This window comes from Paenibacillus sp. Y280 (assembly GCF_056786335.1).
In genome coordinates this window covers 26,088-42,726 of sequence record NZ_JBXCIW010000008.1, presented here as the reverse complement: position 1 = coordinate 42,726, position 16,639 = coordinate 26,088, and the positions used below count along the sequence as shown (strand labels likewise).

Below are 16,639 nucleotides of genomic sequence, written 5' to 3'. Positions count from 1 at the left end.
CGAAAGGGTGCACGTATATGTCTGAAGATTTTTATTGCGAAGAAGTGTTAAGCGGTCGAACTGTTGTAGAGAAGGTAATGGAGACGGAGCATGTGCTTGCCTACCACCACACCCGTCCATTCTATCCTGTGCACATTGTAACGATACCGAAAAAACATATTTCATCGTTGGTGACTTTAGAGGATCATGATAACGATCTTCTTCTGGAGATGATGGATATCGTCAAAAAAGTAGCGTCCCAAGTCGTATCCGAGCATGGCGCTTGCAGAGTTATAACGAATCTTGGAAAATATCAGGATTCGAAGCATCTTCATTTTCACATCGTTTACGGTCAGTCGCTCAACAAGAGCTGAATGCTGCTTTCTTTAATTCGACACAACTATTTTGATGGATATACGCTCATTAATGGTACGCTAGAGTTATCTATTACTCGGGAGTGCACCTATCCGATATGGCTATCAGGAGTGGGGCATGAAGGTGCTGCACCGTTATCAAAGCATTGGCAAGCTGACGCTGCTGCCTCGTCGATTGGCAAAATTCCAGCGATGCTGCTGTTCACAATGATTGGCGATGCGCTAGTGACGGAATCTAAGAACCTATTCATTACGACGTTGGTATACGGAATGTTTATGATTGTGTCTCTTTATGCCTATCGACGCTGGAAGCTTAATTAAATAGTCAATCCAATAAGGCCTCTTCGCAAATGATGCGATCAGAGGTTTTTTTGTGCATTTATCTAGCAGAATGATGGGATAGAGCCTTGAAGGTTTGTTTAAAATGTTCTTTTTTTGTTCATAAATGTGTGATATTATAAAAACGAACAATAACAAACATAAGCGTGAGCCCAGCGAGGCTGACTTTGCGCTATAAAAACTTTTAGGAGGCTTTTATCCAATGGAAATACGCCATACTACTAATCCTACTGATGTGAAGCAATATGATACGGAACGTCTGCGCAGCGAGTTTTTGATCGAGAGCCTGTTCGAGAAGGATCAACTTAAAATGACCTATTCACATTATGACCGGATGATTGTAGGCGGAGCGCTGCCGGTGAACGAAGCGCTTGAGCTGGAGGATGCGGCAACGCTGAAAACCGAATATTTCTTGGAGCGCCGCGAGATCGGCTTCTTGAATATTGGCGGGCCGGCTTCGATATCCGTGGATGGAGAGGTATACGAGCTGAACAAGCTTGATGTGCTTTATGTAGGTAAAGGGAAACGCGAAGTGCTGCTCTCAAGCGTCGACAAAGCGAACCCTGCGAAGCTTTACTTCTGTTCCGCGCTTGCGCATGCAGAAATTGCGACCCGCAAGATGACGATGGAGGAAGCGAACCCGACTCATCTTGGCTCACAAGAGACTTCCAATGAACGTATTCTTTACAAGTACATTCATGCAGACGGCATTCAAAGCTGCCAGCTTATGCTTGGCGTAACCAGCCTCAAAACTGGAAGCGTCTGGAATACGATGCCTTCGCATGTTCATGACCGCCGCATGGAAGCCTACTTGTATTTTGATATGAATGCTGACGCTCGAGTATTCCATATGATGGGCGAGCCTTCGCAGACGAGACATCTTGTTGTAGCAAGCGAGCAAGCGATTATCTCGCCGCCTTGGTCGATCCACTCCGGCGTTGGCACAAGCAACTATACGTTCTGCTGGTCGATGGCGGGCGAGAACTATACATTTACAGACATGGACGCCGTACCTGCAAGCGAGCTAAAATAGAAACATTCGCTACAGGGGGTGCGCTATGCTGGCAGCTGAACGGCATCGTAAAATTATAGAAAAATTAGAGCAGCTTGGCGCGGTTAAGGTTTCAGAGCTAAGCGAGCAGTTCGGCGTTACAGAAAAGACGGTTCGCGAGGACTTGGAGAAGCTGGAGGAGAAGGGGCTGCTCAAACGTACGCACGGCGGAGCAGTGCTGGAGCAGGAGGGCGAGGATAGCCTTTATCCTTTGCAGTTCCCGAACAGCAAGCATCAACAGGAGAAGTCAGCTATTGCCGCGCTTGCGCTTTCCTGCATTGAGCCTAACGACATTATAGCGCTTGATGCGGGCAGCACGACGCTAGAGATGGCGAAGCGGCTTCCGAATATGCCTGTAACCGTGCTTACGAATGATCTGCTCATTATTCGCGAGCTAACGCTGAAGGATCAGGTAAGGCTCGTAGTTCCCGGCGGTTACCGTCACAATAATCTGCTCATTGGCGCGGAATCGCAGGAGTGGATCAAGCGGCTGAATGTCCATAAGCTGTTTCTATCCACCACGGGCATTCATTTGGAATACGGGCTTACGATCTTTACAGAGGAATTAGCGAAGCTGAAGAGGCTGTATTTGGAGAACGCCAAAACCGTCTATTGTCTGGCAGATCATAATAAGTTCGACAAAGGCGCGTTAATTACGTTTGCCGAATTAAGCGAAATTGATTTTATCATTACGGATGACGGGATTACGTCCGAAGTTGCGGCGAAATATGAGGCGCTTCACATACAAATGTTGAAGGCAGAGCTTCCAGAAAGCGGGAAGCGTACGAGAGGGAGGACATAACCGATGGGTTTGTTTGATTTAACGGGGAAAACAGCGGTCGTAACAGGCGCTGGCCGTGGACTTGGCGCAGCAATTGCGCTTGGACTAGCTGAAGCAGGCGCCGATGTGGCGCTTGTCACGAACAGCACGCCGGCTGATAAAGCAGCGGACGCCGTGCGGGCGCTGGGGCGGAAGGCGATTACGATTCAAGCCGATATTTCAGATCGCAGCAAGCTTGCGGGCATTATCGAACGCACGGTTGATGAGCTGGGACGCATCGATATTTTGGTCAACAACGCTGGCATTATTCGCCGGACTCCTGCTGCTGAGCATAGCTACGAGGATTGGCAGGATGTGCTCGACGTGAACCTCAATTCTGTCTTTGTCCTTTCCCAGCTTGCGGGCAAGCATATGATCGAGCAGGGCTCCGGCAAAATCATTAATATTGCATCTATGCTCTCCTTCCAAGGAGGCATTAACGTTCCTGGCTATACATCCAGCAAGCATGCGGTTGCCGGTCTTACGAAAGCGCTGGCTAGCGAATGGGCTGGCAAAGGCCTGCAGGTTAATGCGATTGCTCCAGGGTATATGAGCACGGACAATACGGAAGCGCTTCGCGAAGATCCTATTCGCAGCGCCCAAATTCTGCAACGGATACCAGCAGGACGGTGGGGAACGTCTGAGGATTTGATCGGGCCGGCGGTATTTTTGGCATCCGCAGCCTCTGATTATATGAATGGCCATATTCTTGCTGTAGATGGCGGTTGGTTAGTCAGATAGAGCGAGCGAAATCAAAGGACTTTCCCTACGCGTTGTAACTGCGAGAGGGAAGGTCTTTTTTATTTTGCTAATTCGGAGTGGAGGATGCACAATGGAACCTATAATAATTATGCCAAAGGTTGGAATCGGACCATTTAAGCTGGGAATGAGTGAACGAGAAGTACAAGAAATTTTTAGAGATTACTCTAAATATCGCAGCACGGATAACCCATATAACCCCAGCTATTTTGAGCAATTGTTTATAAAGTTCGAATATGATGTAGATCACAAAGTACAGTTTATTGAGATTGTTAATACTTATGATGTACCCGAAATTGTCTGTCTTTATAATGAGATTGATGTTTTTAGAACGAAGGCAGATGAGCTGGTAAAAAAGGAAACTATATATGTAAGAAATCATGGTTGCTGTTACATCTCCTGACTATCTAACTCAACCTTCGGATCTTATAAATCGATTAAAAAATGAGTTCTCACAATCTGCCTTGTAGATCGGTCTTCTTGCTTGCACGTAAGAGGACAATCCATCCATCTTGTATTAAAATAGGAGTAAATTCGAAATGCTTGGAGAGGGTCGTCATGCGCTCTACGATTGCAATTGGCATTGCTGGCGGGTCTGGCAGCGGGAAAACCACATTGAGTAAATTTCTTGCCCACGGCCTTAGCCATTATAAAGTAAAAGTCATACATATGGACAAGTATTATAAGAAGGAAAGGCCGATAACGGTTGCTTCATTTTCTGGCAAAGCTTATGAAGATTTTAACGATCCGGCTGCTGTTGATCTAGATAAGGTATTAGAGGATTTCAATGAATCTTTGTCCGATAAGGATGACGTAATCATTATTGAAGGTTTTTTGCTGTTCCATTTTTCGCAGCTAAGAGAATGCTTAGATTATAAAGTGTTTGTTGATTGCCAGTCCGATGAAAGGCTCGCAAGACGATTAGGGAAATTTTCGAATGAGCGTTACTCCATGGATGAAGCGATAAGCGAATATTTGGATTTGGTGAGACATACCCATGATCGGTATGTAGAGCCGACACGCTGGTACGCGGATTTAATCGTTAATGGTTCACTTGGATCGCAGAAGGGAAGTCAGATTCTGCTGGATTGGGTATTGCAGAAGTTGGAGGGATCCCGGATATAGAGCCTGAAAAATAAACAGTCCAGAACCTAGTGCTAGTTCTGGACTGTCTATTTTTGGTCATGAAATCAGTCAATCCAAAGAAACATAGGAGACAGAACGTTGACGCAAAACAGATTCTTCAAGATCGCTGTTGTACGGAGACGAATCGGCGGATTGTGCCAGGACATGATTGACTGCAGAGGCGAATAGGTCGAGAATACGTCCGTCCTCATCCGTTTTGTCGTATTGAAAATGGTGTAGAGGCGGAAGAGAGACGCTGCCGATAAAGCTTTGGAGCAGATCGCTCCATCGTTCCAAGTCAATCGAATCTTCGGTGTCGCTCGCAAACAGCTCGCTCCAGCCGAATCCTTGATCACTTGTTAAACGGAGACAAATGCGGTGGCCTGCAGAATCGACTGCGAGAGCAGGGATGACGAATAGCTCGATTCGTGTGACGGATAAAGAAGGGGTCTGTTCCGTGAAAAGGTGCAAATGATTTGCACAATTGGTCAACATGAAAAAATCTCTCCTTTGTTCGCTTACGAGGTTAGCTGTCGGATTCGGGCTAGAGAGAATGCCCTACCAGGGTTACAAATCCCTGGATTCACCCCTTGCAAAACGTTAGAAAACGTTAGCGTTGGTTCCCCCGCTTTTTCATTCGAAAAATTCAGCGTTAATAGTGTACTCTTCATTATAATCCCTAATTGCTTATCTGTAAATCTTTCGAATTAAAACAATGATATGTACGAGATTGCTTGTTTGAATAAAACAGTCTCATCCCATTCGGATTTACCGGTTGAACAAGATGAACGAGAATCCGTCAAGCTCAAGGCTGCGGCTGCAAATAAATATAAAACTCGCACGTCCTTTATCATCGAAACGGGCTTGGATAGCACGGGAGTTCCCACAGCTGCTCTACTAGATTCACTGGAATTGTTTCATGAATGGCTTCTGATTGCGTGATCGTTCGTAATCTCTCCTCCAGTTCGCTTGCGAGGTTAACTGCCATATTCAGGCATGCCGTCTATAGTAAACCCGAAAGCGATCATTGTAAAACAGTTGTATTTCGGGATATGGCATCCTTTAGCCATTTTACAAGAAAAACTATCAATATCTTAATAAAAAAAGCTTAATTCGCTGGATAACTCGTTCATTCTCATCTATTCTACTCTTTAGAAAAATCTGATTATTTCCGCTGAAAAGTGGCTTGTGAGTGCATATCATTATTTTCGAAAATAGGAGTAAAACGTAGAAATAGTGAGATATATCGAGATCGAATTCTATGTAAGCGCTGCGAAACGTTCTGGGGGTCTGAAATTAGCTAAATTCGCCAGCGGGCTCTCTTTACAGTGGCGATAGCGAGGAGTAAGATTCGATACAGGATTTACTAATAAGTTTCGATTTGCTGATCGCTGAGTTTCCGTGAATGCGGAAAACGGGGGAACCAATAAATGAGCTTTGCGCATGTTCGATGTGAGAGTCGAACGGCCGTAGAGCAGGGGTGAATCTTTGACTGGTGCCATGGATACTGGTCAAAGTAGGGCGACTCTCACCGCCCGAATCCGACAGCTAACCTCGTAAGCGTGGATTAGAGAGGAATGATGAAGCTTGTGATCGATTAATGTCGACCACAGAGTGTCATAAGCCTCTGTGGTTTTTTGCTGCCCAAAAACAGAGCAGCTGCTTGAAATGGTTTTAATTTGCTGAATCCTGCAGCAGCAGGAACGGGGGAACCAACGAAGAAAAGGCGTGTATGTACGCTCTTTGCTTCATGGGGTGAATCGCTTGGCAGCAGCCAGGCGTAGGGCAACTCTCAAGGCCCGAATCCGACAGCTAACCTCGTAAGTGTACTCGAGAGAGGCAACAGCCATCGCGCTTCCCGCGGCTTATTTTAGCTGCGGGCATAAGAAGCCGCGGGATTGGTTCCTCTTATCCCAAGGCTTCTTTTTGTTACCTTTTTTACCAAATGGAGGATAAGCAAGTTGTTGGAAGAGCATATTATCGTAGCTGGATTCAACGAATCCGGCAAATCATTTATTCGAACTTTAATGTTTCATCAAATGAAATTTATCGTCCTGACGAATAGCAAGCAGGAGGAGAAGCAGCTCCGCAAGCAAGGGATCATGGGCGTGCATTATATCAATACAAATGATCGCCAAAGCTGGCAGCCGCCGCATTATCCGATTCAAGATGTTTTCATATTCGAGAGCAGCTTTGCACTAAGCTGCCGCTTTGTCCATTGCTGCCGGACTTGGACGACCAAGCCGATCTACGTGATCACGCAGCAGTGGAATCCGCGGGCCGTTTACAAGGGGCTCGGTGCGGACCATATCGTATACTCGCAAACCGGTGAAGTCGGTTTTCTTTTAAGTCACAAATAATGCAGGAGGGAATTCAATATGCAGGATGTTTATATGATCATCGCTTTGCTAACCTGCTTTGGTTTATTTTACGGATTTTTGACTTGGTGCGGCAGCGTAATCGACCAAACGGGAGGCGGAAGCGAATGATTATCGTGATGGTTATGGCTTTATTTGTTTTCGTTTATCTCATCTATGCCTTAATTCATCCGGAAAAGTTTTAATGGAGGAGGATCATCTACGATGGATATTTTTCAATTGCTGATCGTCATTGCGATTCTGTTATTGCTAGTTAAGCCATTAGGAACCTACGTCTATCACGTATTCTCGAATGAGCATAATCGCTTAGACAAGGTGTTCGGAGGCTCTGAGCGGCTTATCTATAAAATCATAGGTTTAAAGCGGCGAGAGGGCATGAGCTGGAAAATGTACGCAATTAGCTTTATCGCAACCAATATCATATTGGTAGCTTTCAGCTATTTGATTCTGCGTTTGCAAAACGCGCTTCCATTTAATCCGAACGGGATGGGGAGCATGGAGCCGACGCTTACGTTTAATACGGTCATCAGCTTTATAACGAATACGAACCTGCAGCATTACAGCGGGGAAAGCGCCTTATCCTATTTCTCGCAAATGGCGGTCATCATGATGATGATGTTTACGTCAGCGGCTACGGGCTTCTCGGTTGCGATCGCATTCGTCCGCGGCATTACGAGCAAAGGGCAAACGATAGGCAACTTTTTCGAGGACTTCGTCAAAGCGCATACGCGAATTTTTCTTCCGGTTGCTTTTGTCATCACGCTTGTGCTCGTTGCCCTTCAAGTGCCGCAGACGCTTGATCCGACATTGACGGTCAAAACGCTAGAGGGCGCGATGCAGCAAATTGCGATTGGTCCTGTCGCTTCGCTGGAGTCGATTAAGCATTTGGGAACGAACGGCGGCGGATTTTTTGGCGCCAACTCGGCGCATCCCTTTGAGAATCCGAATCCGCTGACGAACGTCATCCAGATTTTATCGATGTGGGCGCTGCCCGCTGCACTGCCTTACACCTTCGGCCTATTCGCCAAAAACAAAAAGCAAGGCTGGGTTGTGTTCACAGCGATGATGTGTCTGTTCCTCGTGTTCCTGAGCGTAGCCTACACGTCGGAGAAAACAGGCAATCCAGCGATAAGCGCGCTTGGAATCGATGCTTCGCAAGGCAGCATGGAAGGCAAGGAAGTACGGTTCGGCATCGCGCAATCCGCATTGTTCACAACGGTGACAGCGGCAGCGACGACCGGTACCGTTAACAATATGCATGATACGCTTACGCCGCTCGGCGGCTTGGTGCCGCTTGGCGAGATGATGCTGAATGTCGTTTTTGGCGGCAAGGGTGTCGGACTTATCAACATGCTTATGTATGCGATACTCGCCGTGTTCATATGCGGGCTGATGGTCGGACGAACGCCGGAATTTCTGGGTCGAAAAATAGAGCCGCGAGAAATGAAGCTTATTGCGGTCGCTATTCTTACCCATCCTTTCATTATACTAGTGCCAACAGCAATCGCCTTTATGACGGATCTAGGCAAAGGAGCCATCACAAATCCGGGCTTCCATGGCATAAGTCAAGTGCTGTATGAATTTACATCCTCGGCAGCGAACAATGGCTCCGGGTTTGAGGGACTAGGCGACAACACGCCATTTTGGAATATTAGCACAGGGCTTGTCATGCTGATGGGCCGCTATATTTCAATGATCGCGATGCTGGCAGTTGCGGGTTCGCTCGTACGCAAGCAGCCTGTGCCGGAGACGATTGGCACATTCCGCACGGATAATGGACTATTTACCGGATTATTAATCGGCACTGTGCTTTTAATCGGTGCGCTAACCTTTTTGCCGGTCATCGTGCTTGGGCCGGTCGCAGAATATTTGACACTCCGCTAACGGATGAGGTGAATGATAATGAATAGTAACCAGAAGAAGAAGCTGCTGCCCGCAGCTGCGGTTAAGCGCGCTGTGCTTGATAGCTTTATCAAATTAAATCCAGCTCTTATGATGAAAAACCCGGTTATGTTTGTCGTTGAGGCAGGTACATTTATCGTGCTGCTGATGGCGTTGTTCCCCGCTTACTTTGATTCGGAGGAGCGAATCGGCTTTAATGTAACGGTATTTTTCATTTTGCTGTTTACGCTGCTGTTCGCCAATTTTGCCGAGGCAATTGCGGAGGGCAGGGGCAAGGCTCAAGCGAATTCACTTAAGAAATCCAAGCAGGAAATGAGCGCGAACAAGCTGGTCGGCGACTCTGTAAAGGTCGTCTCCTCGACGGAGCTGCGCAAGGGAGACATCGTTATCGTCTCCCAAGGCGAAATGATTCCCGGCGACGGAGAGGTCATTGAAGGCTTGGCTTCGGTAGATGAATCGGCCATTACGGGAGAATCGGCTCCTGTTATTAAAGAAGCAGGCGGCGATTTCAGCTCTGTAACGGGTGGAACACGGGTAGTCAGCGACCGGATAAAGGTGCGGATGACGAGCGAGCCGGGCGAGTCATTTATCGACCGGATGATTGCGCTCGTTGAAGGGGCAAAACGTCAAAAAACGCCAAACGAAATCGCTCTGAATACGCTGCTGACGAGCTTGACGATCATCTTTTTAATCGTCGTCGTAACCTTGCAGCCTATCGCTAAATATTTGGATATTCAATTGGAAATACCTGTACTAATCGCGTTGCTTGTTTGTCTCATTCCGACGACAATTGGCGGCTTGTTATCCGCGATTGGGATCGCGGGCATGGACCGGGTTACCCAGTTCAATGTACTGGCGATGTCAGGTAAAGCCGTTGAGGCAGCAGGCGATATTAATACGATGATTTTGGATAAGACAGGTACGATTACATTCGGCAACCGGATGGCAAGCGAGCTTGTTCCCGTCACAGGCAGCAATATTCAGACGCTTTCGGAATGGGCAGCGATCAGCTCGCTAAAGGATGAAACGCCAGAGGGCAGATCCGTGCTCGAATGGATGAAGAAGCAGGGCATGAGCTATGACGCATCGCTTGCCGAAGGCGGCGAGTTTGTAGAGTTTAAAGCAGAAACGCGGATGAGCGGCATCGATTTGACGGATGGACGCCACGTTCGCAAAGGGTCTGTCGATGCTGTTCGCAAATGGGTAACGGCACAAGGGGGCAGTATTCCTTCCGATCTGGAGCATATTTCGAATACGATCGCAACATTAGGCGGAACGCCGCTCGCGGTAGCGGTTGACAGTCAAATATTTGGCGTTATTTATTTGAAGGACACCGTGAAGCCGGGGATGAAAGAGAGATTCGAGCAGCTTCGCGAGATGGGCATCAAAACAATTATGTGTACGGGCGACAATCCGCTAACGGCTGCTACCATTGCCCGAGAAGCGGGAGTGGATGATTTTATTGCCGAGAGCAAGCCGGAGGACAAAATTGCCGTTATCAAGCGCGAGCAAGCGGACGGCAAGATGGTTGCGATGACGGGCGACGGCACAAACGATGCGCCTGCGCTTGCGCAAGCGGACGTTGGCCTAGCGATGAACAGCGGAACGATTGCCGCGAAGGAAGCAGCCAATATGGTAGATCTGGATTCCGATCCCTCCAAAATCATCGAGGTTGTTGCCATCGGCAAGCAATTGCTAATGACGAGAGGCGCTCTAACAACGTTTAGTATCGCGAATGACGTTGCCAAATATTTTGCGATCATTCCAGCGATGTTTATGCTCGCGATTCCGGAGATGGGCGTGCTCAATATTATGAATTTGGGTTCTCCGCTCTCTGCGATCCTGTCAGCTCTTATTTTTAACGCCATCATTATCCCGCTGCTTATCCCTCTTGCTATTAGAGGTGTAGCCTACAAGCCGATGAGCGGTGCTAGACTGCTTAGCCGCAACGTATTCATTTATGGACTAGGCGGCGTCATCGTCCCGTTCATCGGAATTAAGCTTATCGACTTTGCTGTGCATTTGTGGATTTAATACGAAATAATGAAAGAAGGAATGCGAATATGAATGATCAAATAAAAAGCAGTTCGCGCTTTCAGTTATCAAACCTTTTGGTACCTTTACGAATAAGCGTATTGTTTATGATTCTTTGCGGTATTATTTATCCGCTGGTCAGTACGGGAGCAGCCCAGCTGCTGTTCCCGAAGCAAGCAAACGGCAGCCTTATTGAGGACAGCTCCGGGCAAGTGGTAGGCTCTGAGCTGATCGGTCAAAATTTCACTGATCCTAAATGGTTCCAAGGACGGGTATCGAGCATTGACAATAATGCGGCGAGCTCCGGCTCGAACAACTTTGGTCCATCGAATCCAGCATTGCTTGAGAGAATGAAAGCCTCAATCGAGGCTTGGAAGACGCAAAATCCCGAAGTGCTGATTAGCGACCTGCCGATTGCGCTCGTTACAAACTCAGGCTCCGGGCTTGATCCGCACATCACGCCGCAATCCGCTGTTGTACAGATCGACAGAATCAGCAAGCTAACAGGTGTGTCCATTTCCGAGCTTGAGCAGCTGGTCAAAGCGAATACGGAAGGCCGCGACTTAGTCGTGTTCGGTGATGAAAGGGTAAATGTGCTGAAGCTGAATTTAGCATTGTCTGCATTGCTGGGGGGATAGCCGTATGGCTCCGCTAAAGAGGAAGACGCCTGAGGAGCTGCTGCTCTCCATAGCAAAGCTGCATCAGGGAAGATTGAAAATATTAATAGGCGCAGTGAGCGGCTCGGGCAAAACGTACCATATGCTGCGTGAAGGATGTCAACTGAAGCAGGACGGGATCGATGTGGTTCTCTGCGCGGCAACGCTTCTGCGTGCGGAAACGCTTGAGCAGGCGGAATCGTTCGAGCGGGTGCAAAGTATCCATTGGTCCAAGGATGGAGCGGAGCAGGAGGATCTGGATCTGGACGCGCTGCTTGAGCGGAATGCCGAGGTGGTTCTTGTTGACGGACTCGCTCACCGCAACCGCGAAGGCGCGCCGTTCAAGACACGGCTGGAGGATGTGCTGCATCTTCTCAGCAAGGGCATAAGCGTCATTACGACGATCAACGTGTACGAGCTGGAGGGTGTCGATGAGATTGCTTTAAAATGGACCGGCATTCGCACGCCGTGCACCGTGCCTGCTCATACGCTCGAACTCGCCGATGAGGTTAGGCTGATCGACGTCTCTCCCGAAACGATGCTTGCGCGGTTTGAGGAGGGGGAGCTCGGCTTGCAGCCTGATCCGGCAATATCGCTGCGCGGAAATTTGGCCGTGCTGCGAGAGCTGGCGCTGCGCCTCGTCGCAGAGGGGGTTAATGAATCGCTTGAGAAGCATCGCGAGGAGCTTGGACTTACAGGTCCCTCCGGCGCCTCTGAGCGCATTCTGGTTACGGCCCAGTATCATTGGAATGGCTCTTTGTATGTACGCAGAGGACAGCAAATTGCGAGAAGGCTCAACGGGGATATCATTGTCGTCTCCTTTATCCATCCGCAAAAGAAGTGGTCCAAGGAGGAGCGAGCTTTTAGAGCTTCTATAAAAAAGCTGACGGCTAAGGTAGGCGGAAGCTTCGAGGAGCAGCCGCTGCATAGCCGGCGGCGCTTGCCGTCCGCCCTTGTCAAGTATGCGGAGGAGCATCAGGTTACGCGAATCGTAATGGGACATTCCAAGCAGAGCAGATGGCAGCAGCTGTGGCAGGGCTCGATTGTAGACAGCATGCTGCGCAAGCTTAGGCAGATCGATTTGTTTCTAATGGCAGATCGCGCAGAGCATGAAGGCGAGCGGATTTTGCCGGTCAAGCAAAGGAGCGATTCGCGGAAAGCATTGTTCCATAGGTTCAGTCAGCAAGAGCGCGAGGAGCAAATGGAGTCGATTCGCAGGGGACATTTTACCCTCTATATCGGGGCTGCGCCTGGCGTTGGAAAAACCTATCGCATGCTGGCTGAGGCGAACATTTTGCTGCGCAAAGGAGTGGATGTCGTCGTTGGCATGGTGGAGACGCATGGACGCGAGGAGACAGCCGTGCAGATTGCCGAGCTGCCGGTTATCGAGCGCCAAATGATTCATTACCGCGAGACAAAGCTTGAGGAGATGGATGTAGAAGCGATTATTCGCAGAAATCCGGATGTCGTCTTGGTTGATGAGCTGGCTCACACGAATGTGCCGGGCAGTTTGCGAAAGAAGCGCTATGAGGATGTTATTCATTTGCTTGAGAAGGGCATATCCGTCGTTTCGACGATGAATGTGCAGCATATTGAAAGCTTGAACGATGCGATTGAGCAGGTAACCGGCGTCAGGGTGAGAGAGACGGTGCCGGATGCAATTATTCGGCTGGCTGATCAGGTAGAGCTGATCGATGTCACGCCGCAAATGCTGCAGCAGCGTATGCGCGAGGGCAAAATCTATGCGAAGGATAAAGTCGAGCAAGCGCTTGGCGCGTTTTTTACGACCGGTAATTTAATCGCACTGCGCGAGCTTGCGCTGCGCGAGCTGGCTGATGATGTCGACGAGCGGCTCGAGTCTTGGGACCGCAATCAAACGCTGCGCGGCGCTTTACGCAGAAGAGAGGTTATATTCGTAGGCGTCGATATTCATGCTGATGCGGAGCGGCTCATCCGCCGCGGCTTCCGTATCGCCTATCGCTTGAAAGCACAGTGGCTTGTTCATTATGTAGAACACGGAGCTCCTTGGACGAGCGGGGCTATAAAAAAACGGGATGCTTTAATGAAGCTGACTGAACGGCTGGGCGGCGTGTTCGAAATGTCCAAGGCGGAGAGTAGGAAGCATATTGCAGGCACGCTGCTCACAGCTGCGAGCCGCGCGAAGGCAACGCAGCTTATCATTGGGCAGTCAGACCGTAGAGCTTGGTACTCGATCCTCCGAGGCAATATCGTTCGCGAGCTGCTGCAGGCAGGACGCCATATGGATGTGCTTATCGTAGCGAATCGGATGGCGGGTAAAGAACATCGAATGTAAGGATAAAACAAAGGGAATATCCTGTAAGCAGCACCGGCCGCTTGCGGGATATTCCCTTTGTTCCATTCAAACGGATCAGGCTTCTGTAATCAGTTCTATCCAATCCTGTGACCACACTTGTATTTCACGGATAATGGGCTCGAGTGCACGGCCTTTCTCCGTTAAAGAATATTCTATGCGAACAGGAATTTCAGGATAGACATGCCTGTCGACAATTCCTTCATTCTCTAAATCCTTGAATCTCTCCGACAGCAGCCTGCCGCTGATCGGCAGAGCGGACTGAACGGCGCAGAAACGCTGCGGGCCTGACAAAAGCTGAAATATGATTAGGCCGGTCCAACGTTTGCTAATGATGTCCATTCCATTCTGGAAACGGGGACAAAGGTTAGATTGTTCCATGCATATCACCTCTTTTACTTCCAATAAGTATAACCTTAATATCTTATTTATACAAGCACACCTGAATAAAGTTAATTACTTGACTATCTTTAGTTATAAAACTATAATTAGTTACAAATAGTAACTGAATATTCAAGGAGGCACTACCCTATTGAATCCGTTATTTCTAGCACATGGATCACCGATGCTCGCTGTCGAGCAAAATAAATATAGTCAGTTTTTAAAACAAACTGGAGCGGGCCTTGCACCTGACGCCATCGTTATTTTCACCGCGCACTGGGAGACCGAGGCGATTACGATCTCATCCAAGGATGATGAATACGAAACGATTTACGACTTTTACGGCTTTCCGGATGAGCTGTACCAGGTTAAATACCCTGCTAAAGGCTCCACTAAGGTAGCTGCCCTTGTTGGCCATCTGCTTAGCGAAAGCAGCATTCCAGTTGCATATGATACAGAGCGTGGACTGGATCATGGCTCGTGGACGATGCTGAAGCATATGTTTCCGAAGGCGGACATTCCAATCGTTCAGGTTTCCGTTAATCCCTATCGCTCCGCCGAGGAGCAATACCGAATTGGCGAAGCGCTGCGCAGCTTAAGCGCTCAAAATATTTTGCTGATTGGCAGCGGCGTAACTGTTCATAATTTGAGGGCGGTGAATTGGGGACAGAAGGAGCCCGAGAGCTGGGCAGTTGAATTTGACGAGTGGCTTATAGAAAAAATGAAAAATTATGATATAAATTCTCTATTTCAGTATGAACAGCTTGCCCCGCATGCTAAAATAGCAGTACCTAGCGCAGAGCATTTTGTTCCATTATATATAGCGCTTGGAAGCGGCAATGTGGAAACGGCGCCGAAAGTCATTTATCGAAGCTATGAGTTCGGCACACTGAGCTACTTATCGATGCAATTTTAATCGTATATACTATATGAGAAGGTGAACGAATATGATCAAACCTAATATTGCAGCTATTATTAAAGATAAATTAAAACGAACGCAAAGCGGAAACGACGACATTTATGTCATTGGACCGGTTAATCTGCCGCTTGAACTGGACGGAGAAACGAAGAAGTTCCATTGGTATAGCTGGCTGCGCAAGGAAGCTGGCGAGGAAAAGTCACCGGAGGAGCTTGTCGAGGATTTGAATCGCTTCTCCTATGCGGAGCTTCAGCAGTCGAGCGTTCTCGTATACGGAGATTTTGAAAATAACGAGGATGCGCTCATTCGGATGCACAGCATCTGCCATACGGGCGATATTTTCGGAAGCGCAAGATGTGATTGCGGCTTTCAACTGAAGCAATCGATGCGCATGATAACCGATCACGGGTCTGGGGCTTTATTTTACTTAGCGAATCATGAGGGCCGTGGAATCGGCTTGTTCAGCAAAGCGATTGCTTATTTGCTGCAGGAGGATGGTCTCGACACGGTTGACGCCAATACAGAGCTGGGCTTTGCGGACGATTCGCGTGATTACACGGATGCGATCGCTGTGCTCAAGCTGCTGCGCGTCTTGCCGGTGTCGATCATTACGAATAATCCGCGCAAAGTGGATGCGCTGCGCAAATCAGGCATGAACGTGGCTGGAAGAGTATCGCTATGGGGCAATTCCTCGGTCTATAACGAAAAATATATTCAAACGAAAAAGAGTCGATCAGGTCATTTTGAACAAGAGAAGCGTTCGCTTGTGAAATAAATACTGATAATCATAAATGAAGAGAAGCCGTTTCTTGCGCAATAAGCGAGGGAGCGGCTTTTTTTGTCGAGAACATTTTAAGCTTGCGTATCGTCTAATACCTAACGAATTCTTTTTTCACATCGAATAAACAAGAGGTTCAGCTGAAGGAAGCTTGGCCTATAACGGAGGATACTGCTTTAGCGATTAAAGATGAGGCGGTGCGTGCGCTCGTACAGCATGCATACAAAGGCGGCTATAAGCTTGAGACGGTGGAAGGATCTATTTATCCCGTCGTCGATTACAGTGTGCAGGCTCATTATGGGAAATCGGTGTCGGAGCAGATGAATGCATACACCCGGTTGATGGCAGAAGAATCCGATAAAGCTGCGGCCAAGGATGGCGGGCTGATTATCACATGGGATGAGCTGGCTGCAAGGGCGCTGCTCGCTGAAGCATTCGTTACGAAGTACAAGGACTCGCCAGAGCGGGAAGCCGTTCAGAATGAATATGTGAACAAATATATGTCCATGTATATAAACGGTCTGGTCAATACGCCAATTCATGATACTGACACCTTTAAACTGCTTGATGAAGTGAAGGCGAGCTATAAAAAAACGGCAGCGGAAGCACCGGATTCCGTGACGGGACGCCTAGTTGCGCAGTTCTTGGATGTGCTCGCTGAATCGGGCGATCAAGTAATCGCGGTGAAGGACGGAGAACAAGCGGAATTAGCGTCAATAAAACAGTTTCGCGAAGGCCTGCGGGCAGAAGCGGAAAAGCTTTTAAAACAGCCATAAAACGACAAAATTATTTTGCGTTCCGGTTCCTTTTCA

19 protein-coding genes and 3 riboswitches are annotated in these 16,639 nt (G+C 48.3%); of the genes, 17 read left to right on the top strand and 2 right to left on the bottom strand.

Features of this window, described 5'->3' with window-relative positions:
• The first annotated feature begins 17 nt into the window (after nt 1–17).
• From AC1TPC_RS12685 to AC1TPC_RS12655, 7 genes are all read left to right on the top strand, one after another.
• Complete coding sequence (locus AC1TPC_RS12685; protein ID WP_482067215.1) at nt 18–353, top strand: HIT domain-containing protein; 336 nt, start codon at nt 18–20, stop codon at nt 351–353.
• Nucleotides 354–674, top strand: coding sequence for a hypothetical protein (locus AC1TPC_RS12680; protein ID WP_482067214.1), 321 nt, complete (start codon nt 354–356; stop codon nt 672–674). It begins immediately after the preceding gene.
• 220 nt (nt 675–894) lie between these two features.
• Nucleotides 895–1,725, top strand: a complete 831-nt coding sequence (gene kduI, locus AC1TPC_RS12675; protein ID WP_482067213.1) for a 5-dehydro-4-deoxy-D-glucuronate isomerase — start codon at nt 895–897, stop codon at nt 1,723–1,725.
• A 25-nt stretch (nt 1,726–1,750) separates the two neighbouring features.
• Nucleotides 1,751–2,545: a DeoR/GlpR family DNA-binding transcription regulator gene (locus tag AC1TPC_RS12670; protein WP_482067212.1), complete on the top strand. Its 795-nt coding sequence runs from the start codon at nt 1,751–1,753 to the stop codon at nt 2,543–2,545.
• Between the two features lie 3 nt (nt 2,546–2,548).
• The gene (gene kduD, locus AC1TPC_RS12665; protein WP_482067211.1) at nt 2,549–3,304 is read left to right on the top strand and encodes a 2-dehydro-3-deoxy-D-gluconate 5-dehydrogenase KduD; all 756 of its coding nucleotides are present in this window, start codon (nt 2,549–2,551) and stop codon (nt 3,302–3,304) included.
• Nucleotides 3,305–3,395: 91 nt separating this feature from the next.
• Entirely contained in the window at nt 3,396–3,725 is a 330-nt protein-coding gene (locus AC1TPC_RS12660) for a hypothetical protein (RefSeq protein ID WP_482067210.1), read from the top strand.
• Nucleotides 3,726–3,880: 155 nt separating this feature from the next.
• Nucleotides 3,881–4,447, top strand: a complete 567-nt coding sequence (locus AC1TPC_RS12655; protein WP_482067209.1) for a uridine kinase family protein — start codon at nt 3,881–3,883, stop codon at nt 4,445–4,447.
• A gap of 69 nt (nt 4,448–4,516) precedes the next feature.
• Here the strand turns inward: AC1TPC_RS12655 and AC1TPC_RS12650 are convergent, their stop codons facing one another.
• The gene (locus AC1TPC_RS12650) at nt 4,517–4,942 is read right to left on the bottom strand and encodes a hypothetical protein (protein ID WP_482067208.1); all 426 of its coding nucleotides are present in this window, start codon (nt 4,940–4,942) and stop codon (nt 4,517–4,519) included.
• 5 nt (nt 4,943–4,947) lie between these two features.
• Nucleotides 4,948–5,109: riboswitch (cyclic di-AMP (ydaO/yuaA leader) on the bottom strand.
• Between the two features lie 76 nt (nt 5,110–5,185).
• Here AC1TPC_RS12650 and AC1TPC_RS12645 point away from each other — a divergent pair.
• From AC1TPC_RS12645 to AC1TPC_RS12615, 7 genes are all read left to right on the top strand, one after another.
• Nucleotides 5,186–5,389 (top strand): hypothetical protein, encoded by a 204-nt coding sequence (locus AC1TPC_RS12645; RefSeq protein ID WP_482067207.1) that lies wholly within the window; start codon nt 5,186–5,188, stop codon nt 5,387–5,389.
• 437 nt (nt 5,390–5,826) lie between these two features.
• Nucleotides 5,827–6,025, top strand: a riboswitch (cyclic di-AMP (ydaO/yuaA leader).
• Nucleotides 6,026–6,117: 92 nt separating this feature from the next.
• A riboswitch (cyclic di-AMP (ydaO/yuaA leader) is annotated at nt 6,118–6,289 on the top strand.
• Nucleotides 6,290–6,408: 119 nt separating this feature from the next.
• Nucleotides 6,409–6,807 (top strand): NAD-binding protein, encoded by a 399-nt coding sequence (locus AC1TPC_RS12640; RefSeq protein ID WP_482067206.1) that lies wholly within the window; start codon nt 6,409–6,411, stop codon nt 6,805–6,807.
• A 125-nt stretch (nt 6,808–6,932) separates the two neighbouring features.
• Nucleotides 6,933–7,010: a K(+)-transporting ATPase subunit F gene (gene kdpF, locus AC1TPC_RS12635; RefSeq protein WP_155971612.1), complete on the top strand. Its 78-nt coding sequence runs from the start codon at nt 6,933–6,935 to the stop codon at nt 7,008–7,010.
• Nucleotides 7,011–7,029: 19 nt separating this feature from the next.
• Nucleotides 7,030–8,709: a potassium-transporting ATPase subunit KdpA gene (gene kdpA / locus AC1TPC_RS12630; RefSeq protein WP_482067205.1), complete on the top strand. Its 1,680-nt coding sequence runs from the start codon at nt 7,030–7,032 to the stop codon at nt 8,707–8,709.
• An 18-nt stretch (nt 8,710–8,727) separates the two neighbouring features.
• Nucleotides 8,728–10,761 (top strand): potassium-transporting ATPase subunit KdpB, encoded by a 2,034-nt coding sequence (gene kdpB / locus AC1TPC_RS12625; RefSeq protein ID WP_482067204.1) that lies wholly within the window; start codon nt 8,728–8,730, stop codon nt 10,759–10,761.
• 29 nt (nt 10,762–10,790) lie between these two features.
• Entirely contained in the window at nt 10,791–11,399 is a 609-nt protein-coding gene (kdpC, locus tag AC1TPC_RS12620; RefSeq protein ID WP_482067203.1) for a potassium-transporting ATPase subunit KdpC, read from the top strand.
• A gap of 4 nt (nt 11,400–11,403) precedes the next feature.
• Nucleotides 11,404–13,731, top strand: coding sequence for a histidine kinase (locus tag AC1TPC_RS12615; protein WP_482067202.1), 2,328 nt, complete (start codon nt 11,404–11,406; stop codon nt 13,729–13,731).
• 75 nt (nt 13,732–13,806) lie between these two features.
• On the opposite strand, the gene AC1TPC_RS12610 is transcribed toward AC1TPC_RS12615, so the two are convergent.
• Complete coding sequence (locus AC1TPC_RS12610) at nt 13,807–14,130, bottom strand: winged helix-turn-helix transcriptional regulator (protein ID WP_482067201.1); 324 nt, start codon at nt 14,128–14,130, stop codon at nt 13,807–13,809.
• Nucleotides 14,131–14,281: 151 nt separating this feature from the next.
• Here AC1TPC_RS12610 and AC1TPC_RS12605 point away from each other — a divergent pair, with 151 nt between their 5' ends.
• The 3 genes from AC1TPC_RS12605 (at nt 14,282) to AC1TPC_RS12595 (ending at nt 16,603) form a co-directional block, all read left to right on the top strand.
• Nucleotides 14,282–15,046: a DODA-type extradiol aromatic ring-opening family dioxygenase gene (locus tag AC1TPC_RS12605; protein WP_482067200.1), complete on the top strand. Its 765-nt coding sequence runs from the start codon at nt 14,282–14,284 to the stop codon at nt 15,044–15,046.
• A 31-nt stretch (nt 15,047–15,077) separates the two neighbouring features.
• The gene (locus AC1TPC_RS12600; RefSeq protein WP_482067199.1) at nt 15,078–15,824 is read left to right on the top strand and encodes a GTP cyclohydrolase II; all 747 of its coding nucleotides are present in this window, start codon (nt 15,078–15,080) and stop codon (nt 15,822–15,824) included.
• A 200-nt stretch (nt 15,825–16,024) separates the two neighbouring features.
• A complete protein-coding gene (locus AC1TPC_RS12595; protein ID WP_482067198.1) occupies nt 16,025–16,603 on the top strand; it encodes a hypothetical protein in 579 nt (192 codons plus the stop codon).
• The last annotated feature ends 36 nt before the right edge of the window (nt 16,604–16,639 follow it).

Excerpts from the sequence above, each read along its gene's own strand:
- AC1TPC_RS12685 (WP_482067215.1), top strand. The coding sequence starts at position 18 with ATGTCTGAAGATTTTTATTGCGAAGAAGTGTTAAGCGGTCGAACTGTT.
- AC1TPC_RS12680 (WP_482067214.1), top strand. The coding sequence starts at position 354 with ATGCTGCTTTCTTTAATTCGACACAACTATTTTGATGGATATACGCTC.
- kduI (WP_482067213.1), top strand. The coding sequence starts at position 895 with ATGGAAATACGCCATACTACTAATCCTACTGATGTGAAGCAATATGAT.
- AC1TPC_RS12670 (WP_482067212.1), top strand. The coding sequence starts at position 1,751 with ATGCTGGCAGCTGAACGGCATCGTAAAATTATAGAAAAATTAGAGCAG.
- kduD (WP_482067211.1), top strand. The coding sequence starts at position 2,549 with ATGGGTTTGTTTGATTTAACGGGGAAAACAGCGGTCGTAACAGGCGCT.
- AC1TPC_RS12660 (WP_482067210.1), top strand. The coding sequence starts at position 3,396 with ATGGAACCTATAATAATTATGCCAAAGGTTGGAATCGGACCATTTAAG.
- AC1TPC_RS12655 (WP_482067209.1), top strand. The coding sequence starts at position 3,881 with ATGCGCTCTACGATTGCAATTGGCATTGCTGGCGGGTCTGGCAGCGGG.
- AC1TPC_RS12650 (WP_482067208.1), bottom strand. The coding sequence starts at position 4,942 with ATGTTGACCAATTGTGCAAATCATTTGCACCTTTTCACGGAACAGACC.
- kdpF (WP_155971612.1), top strand. The coding sequence starts at position 6,933 with ATGATTATCGTGATGGTTATGGCTTTATTTGTTTTCGTTTATCTCATC.
- kdpA (WP_482067205.1), top strand. The coding sequence starts at position 7,030 with ATGGATATTTTTCAATTGCTGATCGTCATTGCGATTCTGTTATTGCTA.
- kdpB (WP_482067204.1), top strand. The coding sequence starts at position 8,728 with ATGAATAGTAACCAGAAGAAGAAGCTGCTGCCCGCAGCTGCGGTTAAG.
- kdpC (WP_482067203.1), top strand. The coding sequence starts at position 10,791 with ATGAATGATCAAATAAAAAGCAGTTCGCGCTTTCAGTTATCAAACCTT.
- AC1TPC_RS12615 (WP_482067202.1), top strand. The coding sequence starts at position 11,404 with ATGGCTCCGCTAAAGAGGAAGACGCCTGAGGAGCTGCTGCTCTCCATA.
- AC1TPC_RS12610 (WP_482067201.1), bottom strand. The coding sequence starts at position 14,130 with ATGGAACAATCTAACCTTTGTCCCCGTTTCCAGAATGGAATGGACATC.
- AC1TPC_RS12600 (WP_482067199.1), top strand. The coding sequence starts at position 15,078 with ATGATCAAACCTAATATTGCAGCTATTATTAAAGATAAATTAAAACGA.